At 44.0% G+C, this 18,302-nt stretch carries 23 protein-coding genes; all 23 read right to left on the minus strand.

What is annotated here, in order from left to right; genetic code table 11:
* Positions 1–11: 11 nt before the first annotated feature.
* The 23 genes from F0220_RS19320 to F0220_RS19430 all read right to left on the minus strand — a co-directional run bounded on the left by F0220_RS19320 (position 12) and on the right by F0220_RS19430 (position 18,286).
* Entirely contained in the window at positions 12–1,409 is a 1,398-nt protein-coding gene (locus F0220_RS19320) for an ATP-binding protein (RefSeq protein WP_223199729.1), read from the minus strand.
* 55 nt (positions 1,410–1,464) lie between these two features.
* Complete coding sequence (locus F0220_RS19325; protein WP_017687664.1) at positions 1,465–2,181, minus strand: response regulator transcription factor; 717 nt, start codon at positions 2,179–2,181, stop codon at positions 1,465–1,467.
* A gap of 139 nt (positions 2,182–2,320) precedes the next feature.
* Complete coding sequence (gene ccsA, locus F0220_RS19330; protein WP_091018068.1) at positions 2,321–3,583, minus strand: cytochrome c biogenesis protein CcsA; 1,263 nt, start codon at positions 3,581–3,583, stop codon at positions 2,321–2,323.
* A complete protein-coding gene (locus F0220_RS19335; protein ID WP_105599432.1) occupies positions 3,580–5,253 on the minus strand; it encodes a cytochrome c biogenesis protein ResB in 1,674 nt (557 codons plus the stop codon). Before F0220_RS19335 ends, ccsA begins: the two co-directional genes overlap by 4 nt.
* A gap of 14 nt (positions 5,254–5,267) precedes the next feature.
* Positions 5,268–5,795: a redoxin family protein gene (locus F0220_RS19340; RefSeq protein WP_017687661.1), complete on the minus strand. Its 528-nt coding sequence runs from the start codon at positions 5,793–5,795 to the stop codon at positions 5,268–5,270.
* Between the two features lie 134 nt (positions 5,796–5,929).
* Complete coding sequence (locus F0220_RS19345) at positions 5,930–6,679, minus strand: pseudouridine synthase (protein ID WP_036607741.1); 750 nt, start codon at positions 6,677–6,679, stop codon at positions 5,930–5,932.
* Positions 6,680–6,875: 196 nt separating this feature from the next.
* Positions 6,876–7,694 (minus strand): S1 family peptidase, encoded by an 819-nt coding sequence (locus tag F0220_RS19350; RefSeq protein WP_105599434.1) that lies wholly within the window; start codon positions 7,692–7,694, stop codon positions 6,876–6,878.
* A 63-nt stretch (positions 7,695–7,757) separates the two neighbouring features.
* Positions 7,758–8,291, minus strand: coding sequence for a spore maturation protein (locus F0220_RS19355; RefSeq protein ID WP_017687658.1), 534 nt, complete (start codon positions 8,289–8,291; stop codon positions 7,758–7,760).
* Between the two features lie 6 nt (positions 8,292–8,297).
* On the minus strand, positions 8,298–8,924 hold the full coding sequence (locus F0220_RS19360; RefSeq protein WP_036672256.1) for a nucleoside recognition domain-containing protein: 627 nt from the start codon (positions 8,922–8,924) through the stop codon (positions 8,298–8,300).
* 31 nt (positions 8,925–8,955) lie between these two features.
* The gene (locus tag F0220_RS19365; protein ID WP_105599435.1) at positions 8,956–10,143 is read right to left on the minus strand and encodes a D-alanyl-D-alanine carboxypeptidase family protein; all 1,188 of its coding nucleotides are present in this window, start codon (positions 10,141–10,143) and stop codon (positions 8,956–8,958) included.
* A gap of 163 nt (positions 10,144–10,306) precedes the next feature.
* On the minus strand, positions 10,307–11,110 hold the full coding sequence (locus F0220_RS19370; protein ID WP_105599437.1) for a sigma-70 family RNA polymerase sigma factor: 804 nt from the start codon (positions 11,108–11,110) through the stop codon (positions 10,307–10,309).
* A 66-nt stretch (positions 11,111–11,176) separates the two neighbouring features.
* Positions 11,177–11,884, minus strand: coding sequence for a lytic transglycosylase domain-containing protein (locus F0220_RS19375; protein WP_105599438.1), 708 nt, complete (start codon positions 11,882–11,884; stop codon positions 11,177–11,179).
* Between the two features lie 62 nt (positions 11,885–11,946).
* Positions 11,947–12,162 (minus strand): hypothetical protein, encoded by a 216-nt coding sequence (locus tag F0220_RS19380; protein WP_105599440.1) that lies wholly within the window; start codon positions 12,160–12,162, stop codon positions 11,947–11,949.
* Positions 12,159–12,533 carry a hypothetical protein gene (locus tag F0220_RS19385; RefSeq protein WP_105599442.1) on the minus strand — a complete coding sequence of 125 codons (375 nt, stop codon included), beginning with the start codon at positions 12,531–12,533 and terminating at the stop codon, positions 12,159–12,161. The genes F0220_RS19380 and F0220_RS19385 overlap by 4 nt, the downstream gene beginning before the upstream one ends.
* 78 nt (positions 12,534–12,611) lie before the next feature.
* Positions 12,612–12,986, minus strand: a complete 375-nt coding sequence (locus tag F0220_RS19390; protein WP_192131001.1) for a hypothetical protein — start codon at positions 12,984–12,986, stop codon at positions 12,612–12,614.
* 146 nt (positions 12,987–13,132) lie between these two features.
* Positions 13,133–13,699, minus strand: coding sequence for a sigma-70 family RNA polymerase sigma factor (locus tag F0220_RS19395; protein WP_105599445.1), 567 nt, complete (start codon positions 13,697–13,699; stop codon positions 13,133–13,135).
* Positions 13,700–14,298: 599 nt separating this feature from the next.
* On the minus strand, positions 14,299–14,715 hold the full coding sequence (locus F0220_RS19400) for a Na-translocating system protein MpsC family protein (protein WP_105599449.1): 417 nt from the start codon (positions 14,713–14,715) through the stop codon (positions 14,299–14,301).
* A 234-nt stretch (positions 14,716–14,949) separates the two neighbouring features.
* Positions 14,950–15,147, minus strand: a complete 198-nt coding sequence (locus F0220_RS19405; protein ID WP_105599450.1) for a hypothetical protein — start codon at positions 15,145–15,147, stop codon at positions 14,950–14,952.
* Complete coding sequence (locus F0220_RS19410; protein WP_105599452.1) at positions 15,116–15,439, minus strand: hypothetical protein; 324 nt, start codon at positions 15,437–15,439, stop codon at positions 15,116–15,118. Before F0220_RS19410 ends, F0220_RS19405 begins: the two co-directional genes overlap by 32 nt.
* A gap of 156 nt (positions 15,440–15,595) precedes the next feature.
* Complete coding sequence (locus tag F0220_RS19415; protein WP_105599454.1) at positions 15,596–16,510, minus strand: hypothetical protein; 915 nt, start codon at positions 16,508–16,510, stop codon at positions 15,596–15,598.
* A gap of 18 nt (positions 16,511–16,528) precedes the next feature.
* Complete coding sequence (locus tag F0220_RS19420; protein WP_105599456.1) at positions 16,529–16,924, minus strand: hypothetical protein; 396 nt, start codon at positions 16,922–16,924, stop codon at positions 16,529–16,531.
* Positions 16,921–17,481, minus strand: coding sequence for a hypothetical protein (locus tag F0220_RS19425; RefSeq protein ID WP_105599458.1), 561 nt, complete (start codon positions 17,479–17,481; stop codon positions 16,921–16,923). Before F0220_RS19425 ends, F0220_RS19420 begins: the two co-directional genes overlap by 4 nt.
* Positions 17,482–17,494: 13 nt before the next feature.
* Positions 17,495–18,286, minus strand: coding sequence for a hypothetical protein (locus tag F0220_RS19430; RefSeq protein WP_105599459.1), 792 nt, complete (start codon positions 18,284–18,286; stop codon positions 17,495–17,497).
* Positions 18,287–18,302 lie beyond the last annotated feature (16 nt).

Here is an 18,302-nt window from a genome sequence, read left to right on the forward strand (position 1 = left end):
TGAAATTCAGGCTATTTCGATGAATCCAAGGGAAATTGCAAAATAAACTCTGTTCCTTCGCCAAGCACACTATTGACGGTAATCATACCTTGATGCGCATCAACAATATTTTTCACAATCGCTAAACCAAGCCCTGTACCCACACTTTCTCCCCGAACACGAGCCTTGTCTGCTTTGTAGAATCGTTCGAAAATAAATGGCAAGTCAGATGAAGGGATACCTACACCCTGATCCTTCACAGAAACTCTGACAAATGGAGCACGAAGATAAGTGACCCGCTCTGCTGAGATCATTACATTTTTGCCAGTAGGTGTATGTCTGAACGCATTATCCAGCAAATTCGTAAATACTTGCTCAAGTCGATCCTCATCTGCTTGTTGAAGTTCAATGGTTGGCTGTTCGAACTCAAAGTGCAGTTGAATTCCCTGTTCTTTTGAACGCACCGAGAACTTCCGATATACACGTTCAAGTAATTCTCCAAGGTCAACTTCCTTCATCACCATGTCCGTGTGTCCAGCTTCCATCCGGGCAAGATCAAGCAAGTCTTTAACCAATCTGCCCATCCGGAGGGACTCATCATGAATGACCTGGATCAGTTCTTCGCTCTCTTCCGGTGAGGTTGCCATGCCGTCCAAAAGGGCTTCACTGTAGCCTTGCATCATGGATAGCGGTGTTCGTATCTCATGAGATACGTTAGCCACGAAATCACGCCGCATTTTCTCCAGACGCACTTCTTCGGTTACATCTCTCAAGACAGCCACAGCCCCTCTGATAACACTGTCAGCATACAACGGTGCCATCTGAACAGACCAGACACCTTGCTGTACGTGAACATTGGAGTTCTGGTCTCCACCTTGCTCCATCACCATTCTGAACAAAGGGAGAAGGGGCTCAGGTACATCACGCAAAGTCTTGTCAGACTGCTCGGATTCTTGTCCTTCGTCCATTCTCTCCCAATCGAGATCATACCATGCCTGCATGATCTTCTCTCCAGGCGGATTCGTCAGAATAACTTTGCCTTCACCATCAAATGTAACTACCGCATCGGTCATGCTGCGAAGCACACTTGCCAAATGTTCCTTCTCATGGTTAAGGTTTCGAATATTATCTTCCAGTTGGGCAGCCATATGATTAAATGTGTTGGCAAGTTCACCAATCTCATCACTCGTTACCAGGGAGAGACGTGTTCCGTAATTCCCTTTGCGAATCGCATTGGCTGCCTGAATCAATTGCTGCATGGGCTGCGTTATTTTGGTGAATAGAAACAATGCAAAAAACGTGGTTAAACTGAATCCGATTATACAGATATAGGTGAACAACCGCTTAATATCTCTGGATTCGGATTCTGCAAAGTTCGTATCAATGTAGGGCAGCAAAAAAAGACCCAGCGCAATAAGTACACAACCCACAAGGCAGATAATAGTGATCCATAACTTCCCGACCAGTGATCTCCAGAAACTAAAACTACTTCGGTACTTCCAGTTTATAACCCACACCCCACACCGTCGTAATCATGGCCGCCGATTCAGGCGATACCTTGTTAAGTTTCTCGCGAAGACGCTTCACATGCGTATCCACGGTACGAAGATCGCCAAAGAATTCGTAATTCCATACATCCTTGAGCAATTCTTCTCTGGAGAAAACTTTGTCGGGAGATGTTGCCAGGTAGTGCAGTAATTCATATTCTTTTGGTGTAAGACTAATCTCTTCGCCACCAGCGGTTACCCGGTGGGCATCATGCTCAATAACCAGATGCGGGAACACGATGTTGTTACTCGAATTGCTCTCCTTGGAGAGATAAGCTGTCGCGGAAGATCGACGCAAAATCGCTTTGACACGATAAATCACTTCACGCGGGCTGAATGGTTTTACAACATAGTCATCAGCGCCAACTTCGAAGCCTTGAACCCGGTTAATCTCTTCACCTTTTGCAGTGAGCATCAAAACCGGCGTTGATTTCACCTGACGAAGACGGGTACACACTTCAACTCCATCCATACCTGGTAACATCACATCAAGCAAAATCAGCCCGTAGTCCCCTGCTGTTGCTTTACGCAGCGCAGTTTCCCCATCCTCGGCTTCATCGATTTCATAACCTTCTTTTTCAAGATACATTTTTAAAAGCCTGCGGATTCTCTCTTCGTCATCCACGACCAGTATTCGATTCTCATGTTCAGCCATGCCTCTCCAGCCCCTTTGCAATAACTCCTCATCACTTCTATTATGTTCGATCTGGCGAACAATATTTGAATACCCTTCAATAAAAAGGTACATTTGTGTTTCCCGCTTCTAAACTCAACCTTTGCAATACGAGTCTGTCCTAGTCCGCACCAGCGTAAGAATGTAATCCAGCAATGATCAGATTCACCCCAACTAGCGTAAACATGACGACTAGGAAGCCAAGAACTGCAAGCCATGCAGACTTCTGACCTTGCCAACCTCTGGATAAACGCAAATGCAGATACACACTATAATATAGCCATGTGATCAATGCCCACACCTCTTTGGGGTCCCAGCCCCAAAAACGACTCCAGGCAATCTGAGCCCAGATCATGGCAAAGATTAATGCTCCCAGCGTAAATATCGGAAAACCGATGGCAATCGCACGATAACTTATCTCATCCAGATCATCGGCATCAATTCCATCCATCATTGGCTGTAACGCTTGTCCAAGTGGTCTGCGTACAAGAAGTCGTACAATTCCATATAGGATCAAACCTACAATAAGTGACCAAACCACCGTATTCAGCTTGCGCCCGGCATTTACGCCGTTCATCCAGGAAGGCGTCTCAAGTAAAGGTTTTTTCATGCCAAGAAACGGTGTCATGCTCTCCACTTCGCTATTATATGGTGCAAAAATCGGAGGCATGCGATAATTCACTTTCTCTATTGTACTATTTTCCTGTACCTCTGTGTCAATGCTGACCGTTTTCTGTACAAAAACTGCCTCGTAACCAGCTGCACGAAAGGCAAATACCGTCCCGATAAATCCGATAACGACGACGATCGTAACCAGGGTGAATTCAACCCATCCTCTTTGCCGTCTTGAAGACTTGTCTTTACCACTGAAATCAACCGTACGGAGCAAATACATGAACCCTGCGGCAAAACCCACGGCGAAGAATGCTTCACCAAGTGCAGCCAACGTCACGTGAATTTTCAGCCAGATGGACTGAAGTGCCGGGATTAACGGCTGTACCTCCTGAGGAAATACAGCAGCGTAAGCCATTATAATGATGGTAAGTGGTAAGGCAAACAAACCCAGTAGTGACTTCCGATATATGGCGTATACAACGATAAATGCAACCATGATCATCATGGACAGAAAAGACATAAACTCGTACATGTTACTAACCGGGATATGCCCTGCCCCAGCCCATCGTGTTGCAAAAAATACAAGATGTGCTGCCAAAGCGACAGTCGAGGCAATGAAAGCTCGTTTACCCCAGCGATTCATATGGTCCAGAGGATCACGATTGCTCCATTTTTTGCCCATTACCGCAACACCATATAAAAAGAATGCGGCACAATAGAGAAAGAAAGCTACGATAAATGCGTCGCTGCTGAAATCCAATAAATTCATGCTTGGTTCCCCCCGTTATCCAACGACTTCTCTTCCACTTCCAAATTCATTTGTTTCAAAACAGCCGCGACTTCACGCCTGAAGCCAAACCAGTTTTTGTTGGTATGTCCACCCAAGGTAAGCTGTTGATCATCAAAACGAATCCAGATGCGGCGATGATGCCAATAAAAACCCATGACCAGACCCAACATGACAATGCCGGCTCCTACCCACACAAAAGGCATTGCTTTATCCACGCGTATATTGAGATAACTTACGGATTGAATAATATCAACCTTGTCCATGCTGTCTACTTCCAACTGTAAAGGAATCTCTGCTCCGATCAGCTGTTGGTTAATTGCATCCTGCTGAAACCGTTGCTTATCAATCTGCTTCGCAAAATAAAGATACTGTATCCCCTCTTCCGGCAGATTCGGTCCCTTAATGAGAAAGAGAAAAGCAGGTGCATTAGGTGAAGGCGATTTTGATTTGGGCTGACCATTCTCATCCAATCCAAAGTCCATGAACTTTTCCTTTACGGTCAGTTCATAAGGACCCGCTTCAAATGTTTTTTGGGTATCGACCATATCAATCTTAATCGCCCCATATACTTCACCAGTCTTTGTATTGACCAGATCCGGCGTTACGGACCGAATGGTAGGTGTGAGATCATAATCAAACTGATATGCTTTCAGACCGTTATAATTTAATGGATGATTCACACGAACATCATGTCTGGCCACCTCAGCCAATTGAGGTTTTTTCGAAAGATCCGAACAATCTGCTGTACATTCATATAAAACAACTTTTGTTTCGAACAGTTTTGGAACGGTCTTATTCAGGTTACGGAATTGCTCAGGTACTTCTTCCTCACTGTAAAATTCAACATTAAACTGTTCATTTTTCAGATACATCGACGTATTCGGGATCTTTTTGATCTCACCTTCTGGAAAAGCAACATGCTCATCCAGATTCAGGCCAGGTAGCCCTCGTGCGAGCACCGCCAGCAGAAATATAATGAGTCCAATATGGATGACATATGGGCCCCATCGACTGAATCGCTGTTTCTCGGCGAGCAAAGCATCACCTTGGGTGTGCACTCGGTAGCCTTTCTTTTTAAGCGGCGTAACCGCTTTCTTAATCCAGTCTTCTGGTGCCTCTTCGATATATCCTTGGTACACCAGACGCTGTCTCGTCAGAAATTGCGTATGTTTACGTATTTTCTGTTTATTCAGTGCTTTGTAGAGCGGTAGGACGCGATCCAGACTGCATATCACCAATGATGCACCAATCAGCACCAACAGCAAGATAAACCACCAGGATTCGTATGTATGGGATAAACCCAACAGATAATAGATATGACCCAACTGACCGTATGTTTCTTTGTAATAAACGGAAGGATCAATATTTAAAAATGTACTTTCTTGCGGATAGATCGTACCAAGCATAGAACCTACAAGCGTGAAAACAATCATATAGACGGCAATTTTGACGGATGAAAAAAAGTTCCATATGCGGTCAATGATGTTGGGATTACTGCGCTGTGAACGGCGCGCCATGCCATCATAACGCATTTCCAGCACTTCATTCGATTTAGCTTCAGACTCCAGTATCGGTTTCCCACATGCTTCACATAGTACAGTGCCAACCGGATTCTGGTGTCCGCACTCACATTTGGTATTTTGGAACACGAATAGACCTCCTATCAGGGCTGCTTCGCCAGTTGCGAAATTTGAGCGTCAAGTGTGTCCAAATCAAGTTGCCCGATATGAATGGTAGAGATTTTGCCCGTGTCGGACACAAAGAATGTCGTTGGCATCGGAGAGATCCCAAAATCACGAACCGAGTTTTTCTCACGGTCTAACATGATTGGAAACGTAACCCCAACCTGCCGTACAAAATTATCCACGGTCATCTGGTCTTCTCCAACATTAATTCCGACAAATTGTACTCCCTGGTCCTTCCATTTGTCAGCTTGCGCCTGAAGTGCAGGCATTTCTTTAACACAAGGTTCACACCAAGTGCCCCAGAAATTGATCACCATTGCTTTTCCTTTGTACTCATCAGACGTATGAACTTGACCATCCAGGCCCAGCAGTTCAAAAGAAGGAGACTTATCCCCTTCCTTTGGCTTGCCATTCGAGCCGGATACCGATGTGGTAATCGCATATCCGCCCAACACCAGGATCAATAACAAAATGACGATTTGCACCGTTCTTCTTGATTTGCCCATGTGCTGCTCCCCTTTTAAGTGACTGTAGCATTCGCATCTTATTGGTCTAAGACAACTGTGAACATCCTATGAACAATTATAGCGAATTTCGTCACAAAACTGCGGCGGTTTTATGAAAATTATGTGTCCTCACATTACCTTTTTTTCATTTTTTTGGCTGGTTCTGATTGTGCGAGGGTAATCAGGTTGTTGACTTCCTCTTTGGTCAGATGACGTGTCAGACCACGTTTCAGGTTTTGTAGCAAAATACCACCAAACGAAATCCGTTTCAGACGGGTTACCGGATGGTTGATTGCCTCGAACATACGTCTAACCTGACGGTTACGTCCTTCATAGATCGTAATGGAAATGACCGACTCATTAGCCGCTGTATCCACATCTTTGTACTCTACCTCTGCAGGAGCCGTCATGCCGTCATCCAGCATAATGCCTGTCTTTAATTTCTCCAGAGCTGTACCATGTGGCACACCTTTGACCGTTGCGTGATACGTTTTGGGTACGTGATGCTTCGGATGCGTCAGCAAATGTGCAAACTCACCATCATTGGTAAGGATCAATAAGCCCTCTGTGTCATAATCCAGACGACCTACAGGATATACGCGTTCCTTGACACCTTTCAGGTAGTCGGATACAATTTTCCGACCTTCCGGGTCAGATGCACTTGTGATTACGCCTTTTGGCTTGTTCAACATCAAATACACTTTTTTCTCACTGCGGATCGGTTTTCCATTAACCGTAATCATATCCTCTTCGGGGTTCGCTTTTGTACCCAGTTCGGTTACGACCTCCCCGTTAACTTCTACTTTGCCGGACAGGATTAGTTCCTCGCTTTTGCGGCGGGATGCAATGCCTGCCTGTGCGATAATTTTTTGTAATCTTTCCATGTTTGTCATGTCACCTCACACTAATGATACCCATCAAACAGGGAAATCACAAGGATAATCCAAGGATTTTGTTAACTGGCGACACGAATATGTATTTTAGGCTACCTCCCCCTTTGAGATTGACGCAAAAAAAGCCTGCCTTTACACGACCTGTTGAACACAGATGGCGTAAAGATAAGCCTTTTCCTCAAATCATTTAATTGGAAACTTTTCCGGCAACTGCAACTTGTTTTTTGGGAGGTTTAGTACTCTCTTTAATGAAAGTCTCCAATGTCTTGGAAGTAATATAATAGGTACGTCCACCGTACACAAATGTCATCATCCCAATGACCCGGTTGTTCTGATCCAGAACAGGGCCACCTGAATTACCTTGGGCCATGGATTTCACAATACTGCCGATTCCCTTTTTACCTGGAACATCCGAAGCTTGAGAACTAAACACTCTGCTTTTGGCTATCGTATTGAAGGTTGAAGGAAAATCTTCATCCAGGATGACCAGATCACCAGCAGGATTTTTGGGGAATCCAATCGTATAGACAACCTGGTTATCCCTCGCGTTTGCAAATGTGACCGGTTGGGCGTCTATTTCCTTGTCCAGCTTCAGCAGCGCCATGTCTGTCACCGGATCTGTCTTCATAATCTTTGCCTTTACAGGCTTTCCTAAGGAACCTGGGCTCGCAACAGTCAGTGTGCCTTCATCACCATCAGACAGTTCAGCAAAACTCTGAACGACATGGTAATTCGTGAGCACTTCATCCTTCGAGATCAGTATCGAGGTACCAACATCATAATATACCATATCGGGTTCATCCTGCTTGACCAAACGTACATTCACGACTGGAAAAGAATCTGCCGTAACTGCCATTTGTGCACGCAGCTGTTTATCGAAGTAACCTGTAAAATGTATCGTCTGAACGGCTTGAGCTGCCGCCAGCCCCGTTGACCCTGCGAGCATTGCAATAGCAAGCACGCCTGTCATTCCGACACGGAGCATTCGTTTCCAACTCTTCTGCATGTCTCACTCTCCTCCGCTATTATTCTAGCATATCTAATATATCGGAAGGAAAGGAGATATCTTTTAACCAAAAACGAGCAAACAAATGGCGAGGGCAGCAATAAAACCAACGACATCGGAAAACAACCCTACTTTGAGTGCATATCGACCGTTCCGTATCCCTACAGCCCCAAAATAGACAGTCAGCACATATAATGTGGTGTCTGTACTCCCCTGAATCGTAGACGCCATACGTCCGATCATAGAGTCGGGACCATGGGTTTTGATCAGATCGGTTGTAAACGCCAGAGAGCCTGTCCCCGTTAAAGGACGCAATATTCCGAGTGGCAACACTTCGCCTGGAACACCCATCCAGGACACCAGCGGAGCGAACAGACTAATCACAAAATCCAATGCACCCGAGGCACGAAATACACTGATTGCGACCATCATGCCCACGAGATGCGGAATAATACTGATTGCAGTGGAGAAACCATCCTTGGCCCCATCAACAAAGGATTCGTAAACCGGGACCTTTTTGGTAAACGCATATAATGGAACAAACGCGATAATAACCGGGATGGCCCAGACGGAGATCCAGTTGATGAAGGTTAACAAAGGTGCTCATCCTTTCATGCCGGGATTGCCACTTTTCTGTATGCGCGGCGGTTTGTGTAAAGCCCTGTTCCGATACCAGCGATCGGCGATTATAGCAGCAAGTGTAGCGATAATGGTAGCCATCAATGTTGTTCCCACAATCTCTGTAGCATTGGCAGAATGATAGTTTAAGCGGATGGCGATCAGCGTTGTCGGAATAATGGTAATACTAGCCGTATTCAGAGCCAGTAAGGTGCACATGGCAGGAGAAGCGGTTTGTTTGTCCGGATTAAGCTCCTGCAGCTGTTGCATGGCTTTGATTCCCATTGGAGTAGCCGCATTTCCTAGCCCCAGCAGATTCGCACTCATATTGGAGAGAATATAACCCATCGCCGGATGATTTTTGGGCACATCGGGGAACAGGAAACCCACAACCGGACCGAGCAGCTTGGCAATCCGGGCCAAGAGGCCAGCATCCTCAGCCATTTTCATCATACCCATCCAGAACACAAGAACACTAATCAGTCCAAAACAGACCGTGACTCCCGTTGCAGCCCCATCAAAAGCAGCTTGCGTGACTACTTCGATATTGCCGTTGACGGCTGCAAAAGCAAATCCGATTAAAATCATGAGCAGCCATATTAGATTAATCATGGATGATATCCTCCCTTCAATTGCGATTTAGCTACGGAGACAACAGGTGGCTTAACACGGCACGCCATGCAGCTGCCCAGGAAGAGACATCACCTATTCCACCCAGCGTTGCATCTTCTGTCTTCGGTTCAGGAGGAATATAACTGCCTTTGCGATACACCGGAATTGAGCCAACAAGTTTTCCGTCAAGTTGCATATCAATGCGACCTGCCAATCCGAACGAAGGATCTGTCGATTGTTCCTTGCCATCCGTTTCCGACTGTCCTCGATTTTCGTGTAGTATCAATTTCTTGGTCAATGAGCCTTGTTCACTTTTAGCCAGTGGGTACCAGAATCCCCGGCCCGTAACAACATCTGTATTTTGCACAGGCTGTTCTTGCTTCGCGATCTCTACCAACGGGAAGTATTCAAACCCGAAATCTAGCATCCGAGCATGATCGTTCCAATCGTTTCCGTCGTTCAGCGTTACTGCGGCGAGCTGCTGTCCATTACGTGTAGCGGAGCTGACCAAACATCTGAAAGCTTTCTTTGTGTAGCCGGTTTTAACGCCATCTGCACCTTCATACATCCGCAGCATTTTATTTTTGTTATGCCAAGAGTATTCCCAGCTTTCATTGGGGTTCGGTGCGGATTTGTCCTCCGTGGCTACGATGCGTTTGAACACCGGATTGTGCAACGCATATGCCGTTAATCGGGCCAAGTCATTAGCTGTAGAATAGTGACCTTCTGCATCCAGTCCATGAGGGTTCATAAAATGGGAATGGGTCAGGCCGATTTGCTCCGCTTTTTTGTTCATTAACAGGACAAAGCCTTCTTCCGATCCACCGACATGTTCTGCGATCGCAGAGGCAGCGTCATTGCCTGAACGGAGCATTAGCCCGTACAACATGTTTTCAAGCGTCATCTCTTCACCTAACTTCAGATAGAGAGACGATCCTTCTTTGGCAAAAGCCGTGGGAGTCACTTTCACTTTCTCATCCAGCTTGCTGTGTTCGATCGCTACAATCGCCGTCATGATTTTGGTCAAGCTGGCAATCCGCAGTTCCTTATCCCCATCCTTGCTGTATAAGATCCGGCCTGATGTGACATCAATGAGAGCAGCGCTTTGCGCATGTGTAGACGGACCTTGAATTGTTGCCTGGGCTTGAGTAACCCCTAATGAAGACAGCAAGAAGACAGGGATAAGCATGCATGCAAGAACTTTCGTTATTTTTCGCATCAATTCATTCCTCCGGGTCACTTGGAATCTTGTACTATCTTATGTCCGGACAACTTGGAGTATGTCCCATCGGGCAAAAACAGCAAAAAATCCCTCACGCTGGGATGCGGGAGGGACGTTATCTATGAGACGTTATATAAGATATGAAGGGCTGAGGCAAAAATCATGCCTGATCCTTTTTATCCAGCATTTTAGCTACTTTTCGCATAATTCTAGAGACCCTCATCTGGCTAATGTCTTCCATATCTGCTGTCTGAGTTTGATTAAATCCTTCTACACGATGCTTGAGTACAGTCACTTCTTTCTCACTAAGCTTGCGCTTGACTGAATCAATAACCGCATCAACGTATAACTTGTCCAGAATACCTTCTTCAATGTTCTCCCCACTATAGATAGTATCCATCAAAGTCACGGATTGAGTTTGTTGATCATCAGCACCTACAGGCTCATCCAGGTACTTCACACCTTTACCCACCTGGAGTGCTTTGTTGACCTTATCTTCCTCCTCATCCAGCAGCAACGCGATTTCATGTGCTGGTGGCAGGTAGCCCATATCGTGCTCAAGTCGATTGATTCGGTTGATTAATTCCGTAGCTGTGCGAGTTGGACGAATAATGCTTGCGCTATCTCTTAGAAAACATCGGATCTCTCTGACAATCGCAGTGACAGCAAACGAACTAAATTTCACGCCACGCCCCGTATCAAATGCCCTAATCGCTTTGATGAATCCCAGACGGCCCAGTTGAAGAATATCATCCTTCTCTACACAATGATTCTTAATAATCATTTCGGGCTTTCCAATATACTTATGAACAGAATGCCAAATCAAGTTCTCATTGACCAAAATACAATCCCCGAGGAAATGCTCATCGAGCTTACAACGTTCAATATTTTCTACTTCATCCATTGTGTAGTGCTTCTTATCTACCTGCAAATTCGTACTAATATGTTCTGGAAATTTTCCCATTTGGATCTCCCTATGTAAAATTGATAAACTATACTATAGTATTCAAATTCTATTGTTAACTGATGTTTATTGTCCTTTTTTGATTATTTCAAGCATTTTTTTATGGTGCTCCTTCACTTGATTGTAGTACCAGGAGCGAGCCTTTCCCTTAGCTACGTTTCCTTCTCCCTGATTGTACGCAATGGTTGCCGTACGAAGATTTCCGTCGTACTTATCCATAAGATATTCCAAGTATATAATGCTTGTCCTAATATTCGTTTCAGGCTGATGTAGCTCCTGTTTACTCACTCCAAACGATTTCGCTGTGCTTGGAAGAATCTGAAGTAAACCAATCGCTCCATGAGATGATACACTTTCCTCTAACATCCGGCTCTCTTGCCACATCATAGCCAGAATCCAGACGGAATCGATATCCGTATCCTTCGAATATTGAACTACCCACCTCACATACTTCAGCAGCTTTGCCCGGCTCACTGTTTTCTCATGATGGAGTTCTATATACTGCTCAAGCATATCAGTCATTTGTATTTGCGCAGGAGCAACCGATGCATCTTTAACTTGTTTTCCCTGCTTTTCTTGCTTCTCTTGTTTTTCTTGCTTCATTGGTTTTACTGGCTTTATCTGCTCTTCTTGTGTTACTTCCTTTAATCTCTTGGAGTCAAGCGCTTCTTCGCCGATCGGTTTGTAATTTCCTAATGCTGATAGACTCCCGTATTGCGAAGCCAATACCACAACAGCAATAACAATACCTATTACTCTTTCTAAAGTGAGCAACAGATTCGCCCACCTCCTTACTGAAAGCCTCTATATTATAGAAGGAATAATCTCATACAACGTTAGGATTGGTCTTGTTCACTTGGTTGATATACGATGATTGCCGCAAATTCCAACGTGCTGCTGGATGGTTCAACGGTGGAGGTAAACTCCAGTCCGGTAACGAACGTGTGTGGCTTGGATAACATCCATGCGTTGATTAATTCTTCCACACCTGCAGCGCTAGCGGACACAAACGTTTTTACAGCTAAATCCGAGGCGTAGTTTAACACCTTCATTGCTCTTCACCAGATGAGTCTTGTTCCTCTTCCTTTTTCTCTTCAATGAGTTGATTAAACTCCTCTTCGGTCAGTTCATGAATCTCCAATTCATAAGCACTTGTCAGAATGTACCCCATACCATCCGTTAAATGAACGTTATAAAATGTTTGTGGTTCTTCATGGAAGGTACCCTCTTCGTAGTTGAATCCAATAACGGCTTTTTCGTAACCCGCTACACTGCCAGCAAACCATACGTTGGCCTGGGTTGTTGCGCCGGTTGGCGTCTGGATTTCATGCATATTGGTCGGCGCGTGGATATACTTTCCAATCATACTGGCTACGATTTCTTCCGTTAATTTATCTTCTTTTGCTTTGATCACATGTGTCATTGAATTATTCCTCCATTAATTAAAGTCTCGCGAATATTCTTGCCCTTACATTCTCTATACGTGTTATAGGAGCAGCAGTTAAATTGGAGCCGCAGATGAAGTATTGGTTCCGCTGCTTAGGACCATATAGTTCGTCCGCATATGGTGTACAGCCACGTCCAGATCAGCCACTCGTTTGGAGACAAAGTCTTCAATGACAGGCTCCAATGGCCTGAAACCCACAACCAAGATCGGCTTTTTATGTATATAAGCATGATGCATGATCACAATATCAGTAGAGGTCAAATGATCCATATCCAGATTAACCAAGACGGCATCAGCCTGTACCACTACTTTCTCAATGATCAAGGCATACTCCCTGTTGCTTAAATCAGAAGCTGTCGAAGAATCATGACTTGCCCAAGCGATATCCGAATACCCCTCCAGACGTTCCACAGAAAATCCTAAAACCACCACACTAAGCATCTTGTTCCGCCTTCCTTTCTGTACTAATCACTCTATACGACATAAAAAAGCACCCAGTTAAGGGTGCTCTCTCTGTTCTATGTAGGTTACTGATCTATCTTCATCAAACTTAGGCTATTAATTGCCACTTATGACTACAATGCTTCGTATTTCTCACGAATCGCTTTCCATAACTGGGATATACGTGCCTTGGATACACCTAGCATTCCTGCAATCTCTACAAATTCATACCCCGAAGTCCGAAGCTTAAAGATTTGTTTCTCACGTTCGTTCAGTCTCATATTTTCCATAATATCTGTTACAAACTCAAAATTCTCATAAGCAAACCCAGCATGACCAAGCGCTAATGCGATATCTGAGCCTTCCGATTCATCGCCACCACCCTGATCCGTGCACATGATCTGTACAGCGTTAACCACACTGAGATTTTTCTCAGACATGCACTTGCGGTACATGTCCTTGATTTTATTTTCGATAAGATGATCAACAAACGTCGACATTTTGGCTTTTTCTGCATCATACTTGTCCAGGGATTTAACTAATTTGATCATAATCTCCTGGGTCACATCTTCTTTCTCCATCCCGGCAAACGTTTTACCTCTAAGCTTGTGACGACACTTCTCCTGAGCTTTATTCAGGAACATGTCTATATCCCCAATCTCAAATAAATCATCAAAACCCATAGCAGTTGTAGCAGGCATTATACATTTCCCCCATTAACTATTTAATTATTAGTAGTTCGTATTCTTTCTTCACAATCTAGTCGCTATCCAGCATGATCTTACTCTATATTCCCGCTATTGCTCCCGAAATCTCATATACCTTATGTAGTCTTATTTACACAGAATTGAAGCTAATAAGCCTAATTACATACAAACGATCAAGAAATCTCCCTTTGATCCGCCTCCCTATTCCCATCCTATTACATTCAGAATAACAAATACGAACTAATGTTCGCAACATTTATTTATTTCGTTCGCTTATATGTCTTTTACTGACTATATACGAAGTATACGGTGAAAGGTAAAGCAGCATTTTTTACAAACAAAAAGACCAACACAGAGCGCACCACTGGAAAATACCAAAATGGTGGAATGTGTCGGTCTTGGTCTGACATCTATTTCGTCCCAATTACCGAAGATATGGCCTTCAAGTTCTTTAACAAGGTTATAGGCTTCGTCAAGATTATTAATCTATTCGATCGCCATAAGGGTAGTATAAGGAAATATGTAGGATATTGTCAACAACAAAAATTAGTTCCTAAGAACCTGTCCAGTATTCAAACGTTAGTTCATAGGTCTTAAGGCATCTTAATCTCATCATTTTTCAGCAGTACTTCAACATCCTTGTTCATCTTGAAGACTGTAATCTGCTCTGCAAAATCATGGCCAAAAAATGTTGTTTCGATGTCTTCGATCTTCAGACCCATGTTGATATAGGAGAAAACGGGGTTGAAATCTTCTCTCATCATATGTGCTAGCTTCATCTTGTATTCGGCGAAAATTTGACTTGAGTGTGATTGCATATGTTCCAGCATAAACGCTTCAGGCTTGGTGAATTTTGCTGTAAACTTTAAGATGATAAAATGATTCATGATAGAGACTCTGGTATCTACCGGCCCGCGTTCAGTAAAATCTTTTCTTATTCTGGATGCCAACTTTGCGAGCTCTCTTTCCAAGTCTTTTATCTCAATGTCCCATCCCTCCTTGCCAATCATCCTGACCCCTTCTACTGCCCCTGAACATATGAATTCAACCTAGTTTAATCAAAACTGCTTGTACAAGACAAGTTTCAATGGATGCATTAAATCAATTCACTATCAACTTTTCATGAAAAAGGAATAGACCCCAGAACTAGGCTTGGGGTATATCACTTTATTAACTATATTTTATAATTATTCAAATAAAATAGCAGTTAGTGCTGAAAAGCTAACATTAGTTAGCTTATACGCTTAATTTATCATTTCATTGGTGAGCTCTATTTTGAGCAGGCTAAACGCAACCAGGTTCAAAATGACATTGGCACCATAGTCTCTTTCGATCAAATCGAACGCTTCTTCCGTTGCTCCAACCAGATCCTCCTTATCGGAGGTCATCTCGGTAGTGACAATTTCCTCATCATTCAGTGCAAAGGTCAGCCTGTAAAGCATCTGTATTCCCCTCCTTAGAGGTCAATTCAATATTTCGCACATCGGTAAGATCAATGATATGAACCACATCGTCTGTATCTTCCAACGTGATCGATTTTCCCTCGTTCTTGTGTTTGGTGAATAGTCGGCGATATTCTTGCTTAACCTCATCCGCAGTTAACGGGATTTCGCGTACGATCTTATCCGAATCTTTCTCTTTCTGTTGTAATCTAGGATTATCTTCTATCCAGTTCACCGTCTTTTTCTTCCCACTTCCCTTGAAATAGAAATGAGCAGTAAGTTCAATATTCATCGTATACTACCTCCCGGAATAATTACGTTTTCATACTACTTTCTCTATACGTCTTATCCAAATAAGTGTTAATGCTAATCTTCATATGTAGATGTGGGATACACAAACTATTTCGTTGTTAAAAGAAAAAAGGACAGCACATGCTATCCTTCCGTATTAGTATTTCTTAACCGCTATACGATTGCCGTATGAATCATATATATATTGGAAGTTGGTTTGAACAGGTGTTGTTCCCATCCTGGTGATGGACTTTGCCACCATTCTTCCCTCATCATCATACTGATAGATGACATCAACCAAAGTAGGAAGCTGCACGAAGTCCACACCGTCATATCGGTAAATTTCACCAATGGAAGTGACCATGAAAGATTCATCTTGTGCATAACCTTCTGGAGAAGCTGGCATGATCAGTACAGGTTCTCTGACCAGCTGCTCGGTGTAGTTGTCTGTAACGACTTGTCGAATAACTCTTCCCTGCATGTCAAAAGCAAAATATGTAACTACATCCGTATAATCTACCAAATCGCTGATCGATTCCCACGGATCAATGACATTCAGGCGTTTTCGTTCAGCCCAGGTCATACTCACATGCGTTTCTCCATCGTTGATCATATCGGCACTGTGTGTGTCAGGATGTTTGTAATGATTGGCCTCAAGCTCGATGTTGGACAACTTTTCACGTTCGTTCAGAGTCATGATAACGTTATAACTTCCATCTGTTAACATGTCTGCACTGTGTGTATCCGGATGAGTATAGATCACCGTTTTGGAACCATTAAGATTAATGATTCCATTCTCGGGATGGTTTGAAACTCGATCACCACCCACCTTTACATATTTCCCACCGCTGTATGTATAGGTCGTTGATTCATTTTGATTGCTTGAGTCTTGGCGTACCAGATACAATCTTCCTGCTTCACCTAAGGTTGGCAGTTCAGTTTTGAGTCTGACCGAGACCACGTTTCCTACTGACACTGCGTCCAGTCTGCCATCAAGTGAGGCATAAGAATCCCTGGCTTGTTTAACTTCACGTTCTACTTTGGCAGCTTTGCTGAATGAAACAATATCCATGTGGTGGTCCTCCTCCTCCTACCTCGTAGTCAATCCAACGACCTCGATATCGAAGTGGGCTACATCTGTACCCAGATTTTTTAACGACAAGTGAAGTGTTGAAGTCCCATCTACGTCCTCATATGGCAAATCGATCATATCGTAAATCCCTTCCATAAAATTCCCCGTCGAGTATTGGGCATTGTTGAAATAGAGAACCTCTGGATGTGGACCCGCACTGTTCAAAACATGAACTTCCATATTCGTCTCTCTGGACGGAATGACCCTAATCGTTTTGATCATGAATCGAGGATGTTCCATGGGAATATCAATCATTGCCTTCGCCCCACCGGCAACATACTCTACTCTTTGGGCAAACGATACCGGCAATAGCACTTTTCTCATCTCCTCCATCAGTTTCCATGTCCTGTTCAAGAGTCTTCCCTCCTTCTAGGAATATGCGTATCCGGATACCGTCGTGGACGAAGATGATTGCCAGATGTGTTACCACTTCCGCTGTAAGACCAATCCCCCCACGTTTTCCCCACTAACCCCGCTTGCTGGACAGGAATTTTGACCTTAATGCACCAATCAAGCCCCGCAAAATTTTGTTTTGTTTTTAGGCCTCTTATGGTGTCTCGAATTAAACCTGCTCCACTGGATTGGGTCAAAAATTGATGCTTCAGTATCATATTTTTTTCATTAGGAATTCCCACTCTGGTTCGTGGCCCATAAATATACTTATCCGTAACGTATCCAATCAATTGATCATTATGGTTGTCCAGCATCCTCCATGTACCCCAACGGTAGATGTCAATTAATTCAGCCGTAGTGGATAACGTTCCTAATGAATAGACTATTTCCTTACCTTCAATGGTGACCGGAACAGCATCAAGATCGTATCCAATGCCATGGAGAACTGCCGCCTTACTCTGGGTATAGAGAGAACCGCTCTCGGCGGTCCCTACAACTTTCCCTTGATGTATAGCCATGTCCATCACCACCTTAATTCATCAGGACAGCAACCGTAGCGCCTGATAAGAAGCTCTGTCCACCAATCGACAGTGAGTATACCTTAATTGTTTTAGTGCCCACTTTGATCTCATCTCCATGAGAAACTCCAGCAGAAGGTACCGCATAGATATCAATAAGCTCGCCTCTAGGGCCTTCCACACCATTACACATAATAACCGGAGCAAGATGATAAAGAGACCCCCACCCTGGATTAACAGGAAGCATGGCAGAGTAAGCATCATAAATGTTATTCACCATCTGTTTATCTTTATCACGCAACGTCCGGATACCATTATCCCCGTTGTAGCTGAGGCCAACACTCAAACTCGAGGAATCTGTCTCTGTGGCATATCTGTTCAGAATTCCGAAGTAACCCAGATTGGATATACCGGTGACCGAGTTCACATCCCCCTGCAAGTAAATAATAATACGGTTTGGTTGAACTGAAACTTGGTAATCGATTAATAGATTCGTATCAACCGCACTCGTATGACATAGAAAGTCCTTTTTCACTTCGGCTCTGCCCAAAGGAATACTACCATCTGTTGCCATCACATCTTCAGCCACACTCACGGTCAATTTGTTTCCCGTAGTTTCCTTCGTGTTTCCAACCTCAAGTCTGAAGAACAGTTTATCAGAACCCGTTGTGCCCACCGATTTCAGCACGATCACACTCGCTGTCTCGTAAAAAATGGACCAGGGAGATCCCGCAATCGTTTTAAAACCTTGAACAATATTCGCGAATAATTCATTCATCTTAACTTTGCCTGTGAAAGTAGCCATTCCTCTTAAACACCTC

The organism is Paenibacillus sp. 37, assembly GCF_008386395.1.
Taxonomy (GTDB): domain Bacteria; phylum Bacillota; class Bacilli; order Paenibacillales; family Paenibacillaceae; genus Paenibacillus; species Paenibacillus amylolyticus_B.

Coding starts and splice junctions, on each gene's coding strand:
- F0220_RS19325 (WP_017687664.1), bottom strand. CDS start 2,181: ATGGCTGAACATGAGAATCGAATACTGGTCGTGGATGACGAAGAGAGA.
- ccsA (WP_091018068.1), bottom strand. CDS start 3,583: ATGAATTTATTGGATTTCAGCAGCGACGCATTTATCGTAGCTTTCTTT.
- F0220_RS19340 (WP_017687661.1), bottom strand. CDS start 5,795: ATGGGCAAATCAAGAAGAACGGTGCAAATCGTCATTTTGTTATTGATC.
- F0220_RS19345 (WP_036607741.1), bottom strand. CDS start 6,679: ATGGAAAGATTACAAAAAATTATCGCACAGGCAGGCATTGCATCCCGC.
- F0220_RS19350 (WP_105599434.1), bottom strand. CDS start 7,694: ATGCAGAAGAGTTGGAAACGAATGCTCCGTGTCGGAATGACAGGCGTG.
- F0220_RS19360 (WP_036672256.1), bottom strand. CDS start 8,924: ATGATTAATCTAATATGGCTGCTCATGATTTTAATCGGATTTGCTTTT.
- F0220_RS19365 (WP_105599435.1), bottom strand. CDS start 10,143: ATGCGAAAAATAACGAAAGTTCTTGCATGCATGCTTATCCCTGTCTTC.
- F0220_RS19370 (WP_105599437.1), bottom strand. CDS start 11,110: ATGGGAAAATTTCCAGAACATATTAGTACGAATTTGCAGGTAGATAAG.
- F0220_RS19380 (WP_105599440.1), bottom strand. CDS start 12,162: ATGAAGGTGTTAAACTACGCCTCGGATTTAGCTGTAAAAACGTTTGTG.
- F0220_RS19385 (WP_105599442.1), bottom strand. CDS start 12,533: ATGACACATGTGATCAAAGCAAAAGAAGATAAATTAACGGAAGAAATC.
- F0220_RS19395 (WP_105599445.1), bottom strand. CDS start 13,699: ATGCCTGCTACAACTGCTATGGGTTTTGATGATTTATTTGAGATTGGG.
- F0220_RS19400 (WP_105599449.1), bottom strand. CDS start 14,715: ATGATTGGCAAGGAGGGATGGGACATTGAGATAAAAGACTTGGAAAGA.
- F0220_RS19405 (WP_105599450.1), bottom strand. CDS start 15,147: ATGCTTTACAGGCTGACCTTTGCACTGAATGATGAGGAAATTGTCACT.
- F0220_RS19410 (WP_105599452.1), bottom strand. CDS start 15,439: ATGAATATTGAACTTACTGCTCATTTCTATTTCAAGGGAAGTGGGAAG.
- F0220_RS19415 (WP_105599454.1), bottom strand. CDS start 16,510: ATGGATATTGTTTCATTCAGCAAAGCTGCCAAAGTAGAACGTGAAGTT.
- F0220_RS19425 (WP_105599458.1), bottom strand. CDS start 17,481: ATGGCTATACATCAAGGGAAAGTTGTAGGGACCGCCGAGAGCGGTTCT.
- F0220_RS19430 (WP_105599459.1), bottom strand. CDS start 18,286: ATGGCTACTTTCACAGGCAAAGTTAAGATGAATGAATTATTCGCGAAT.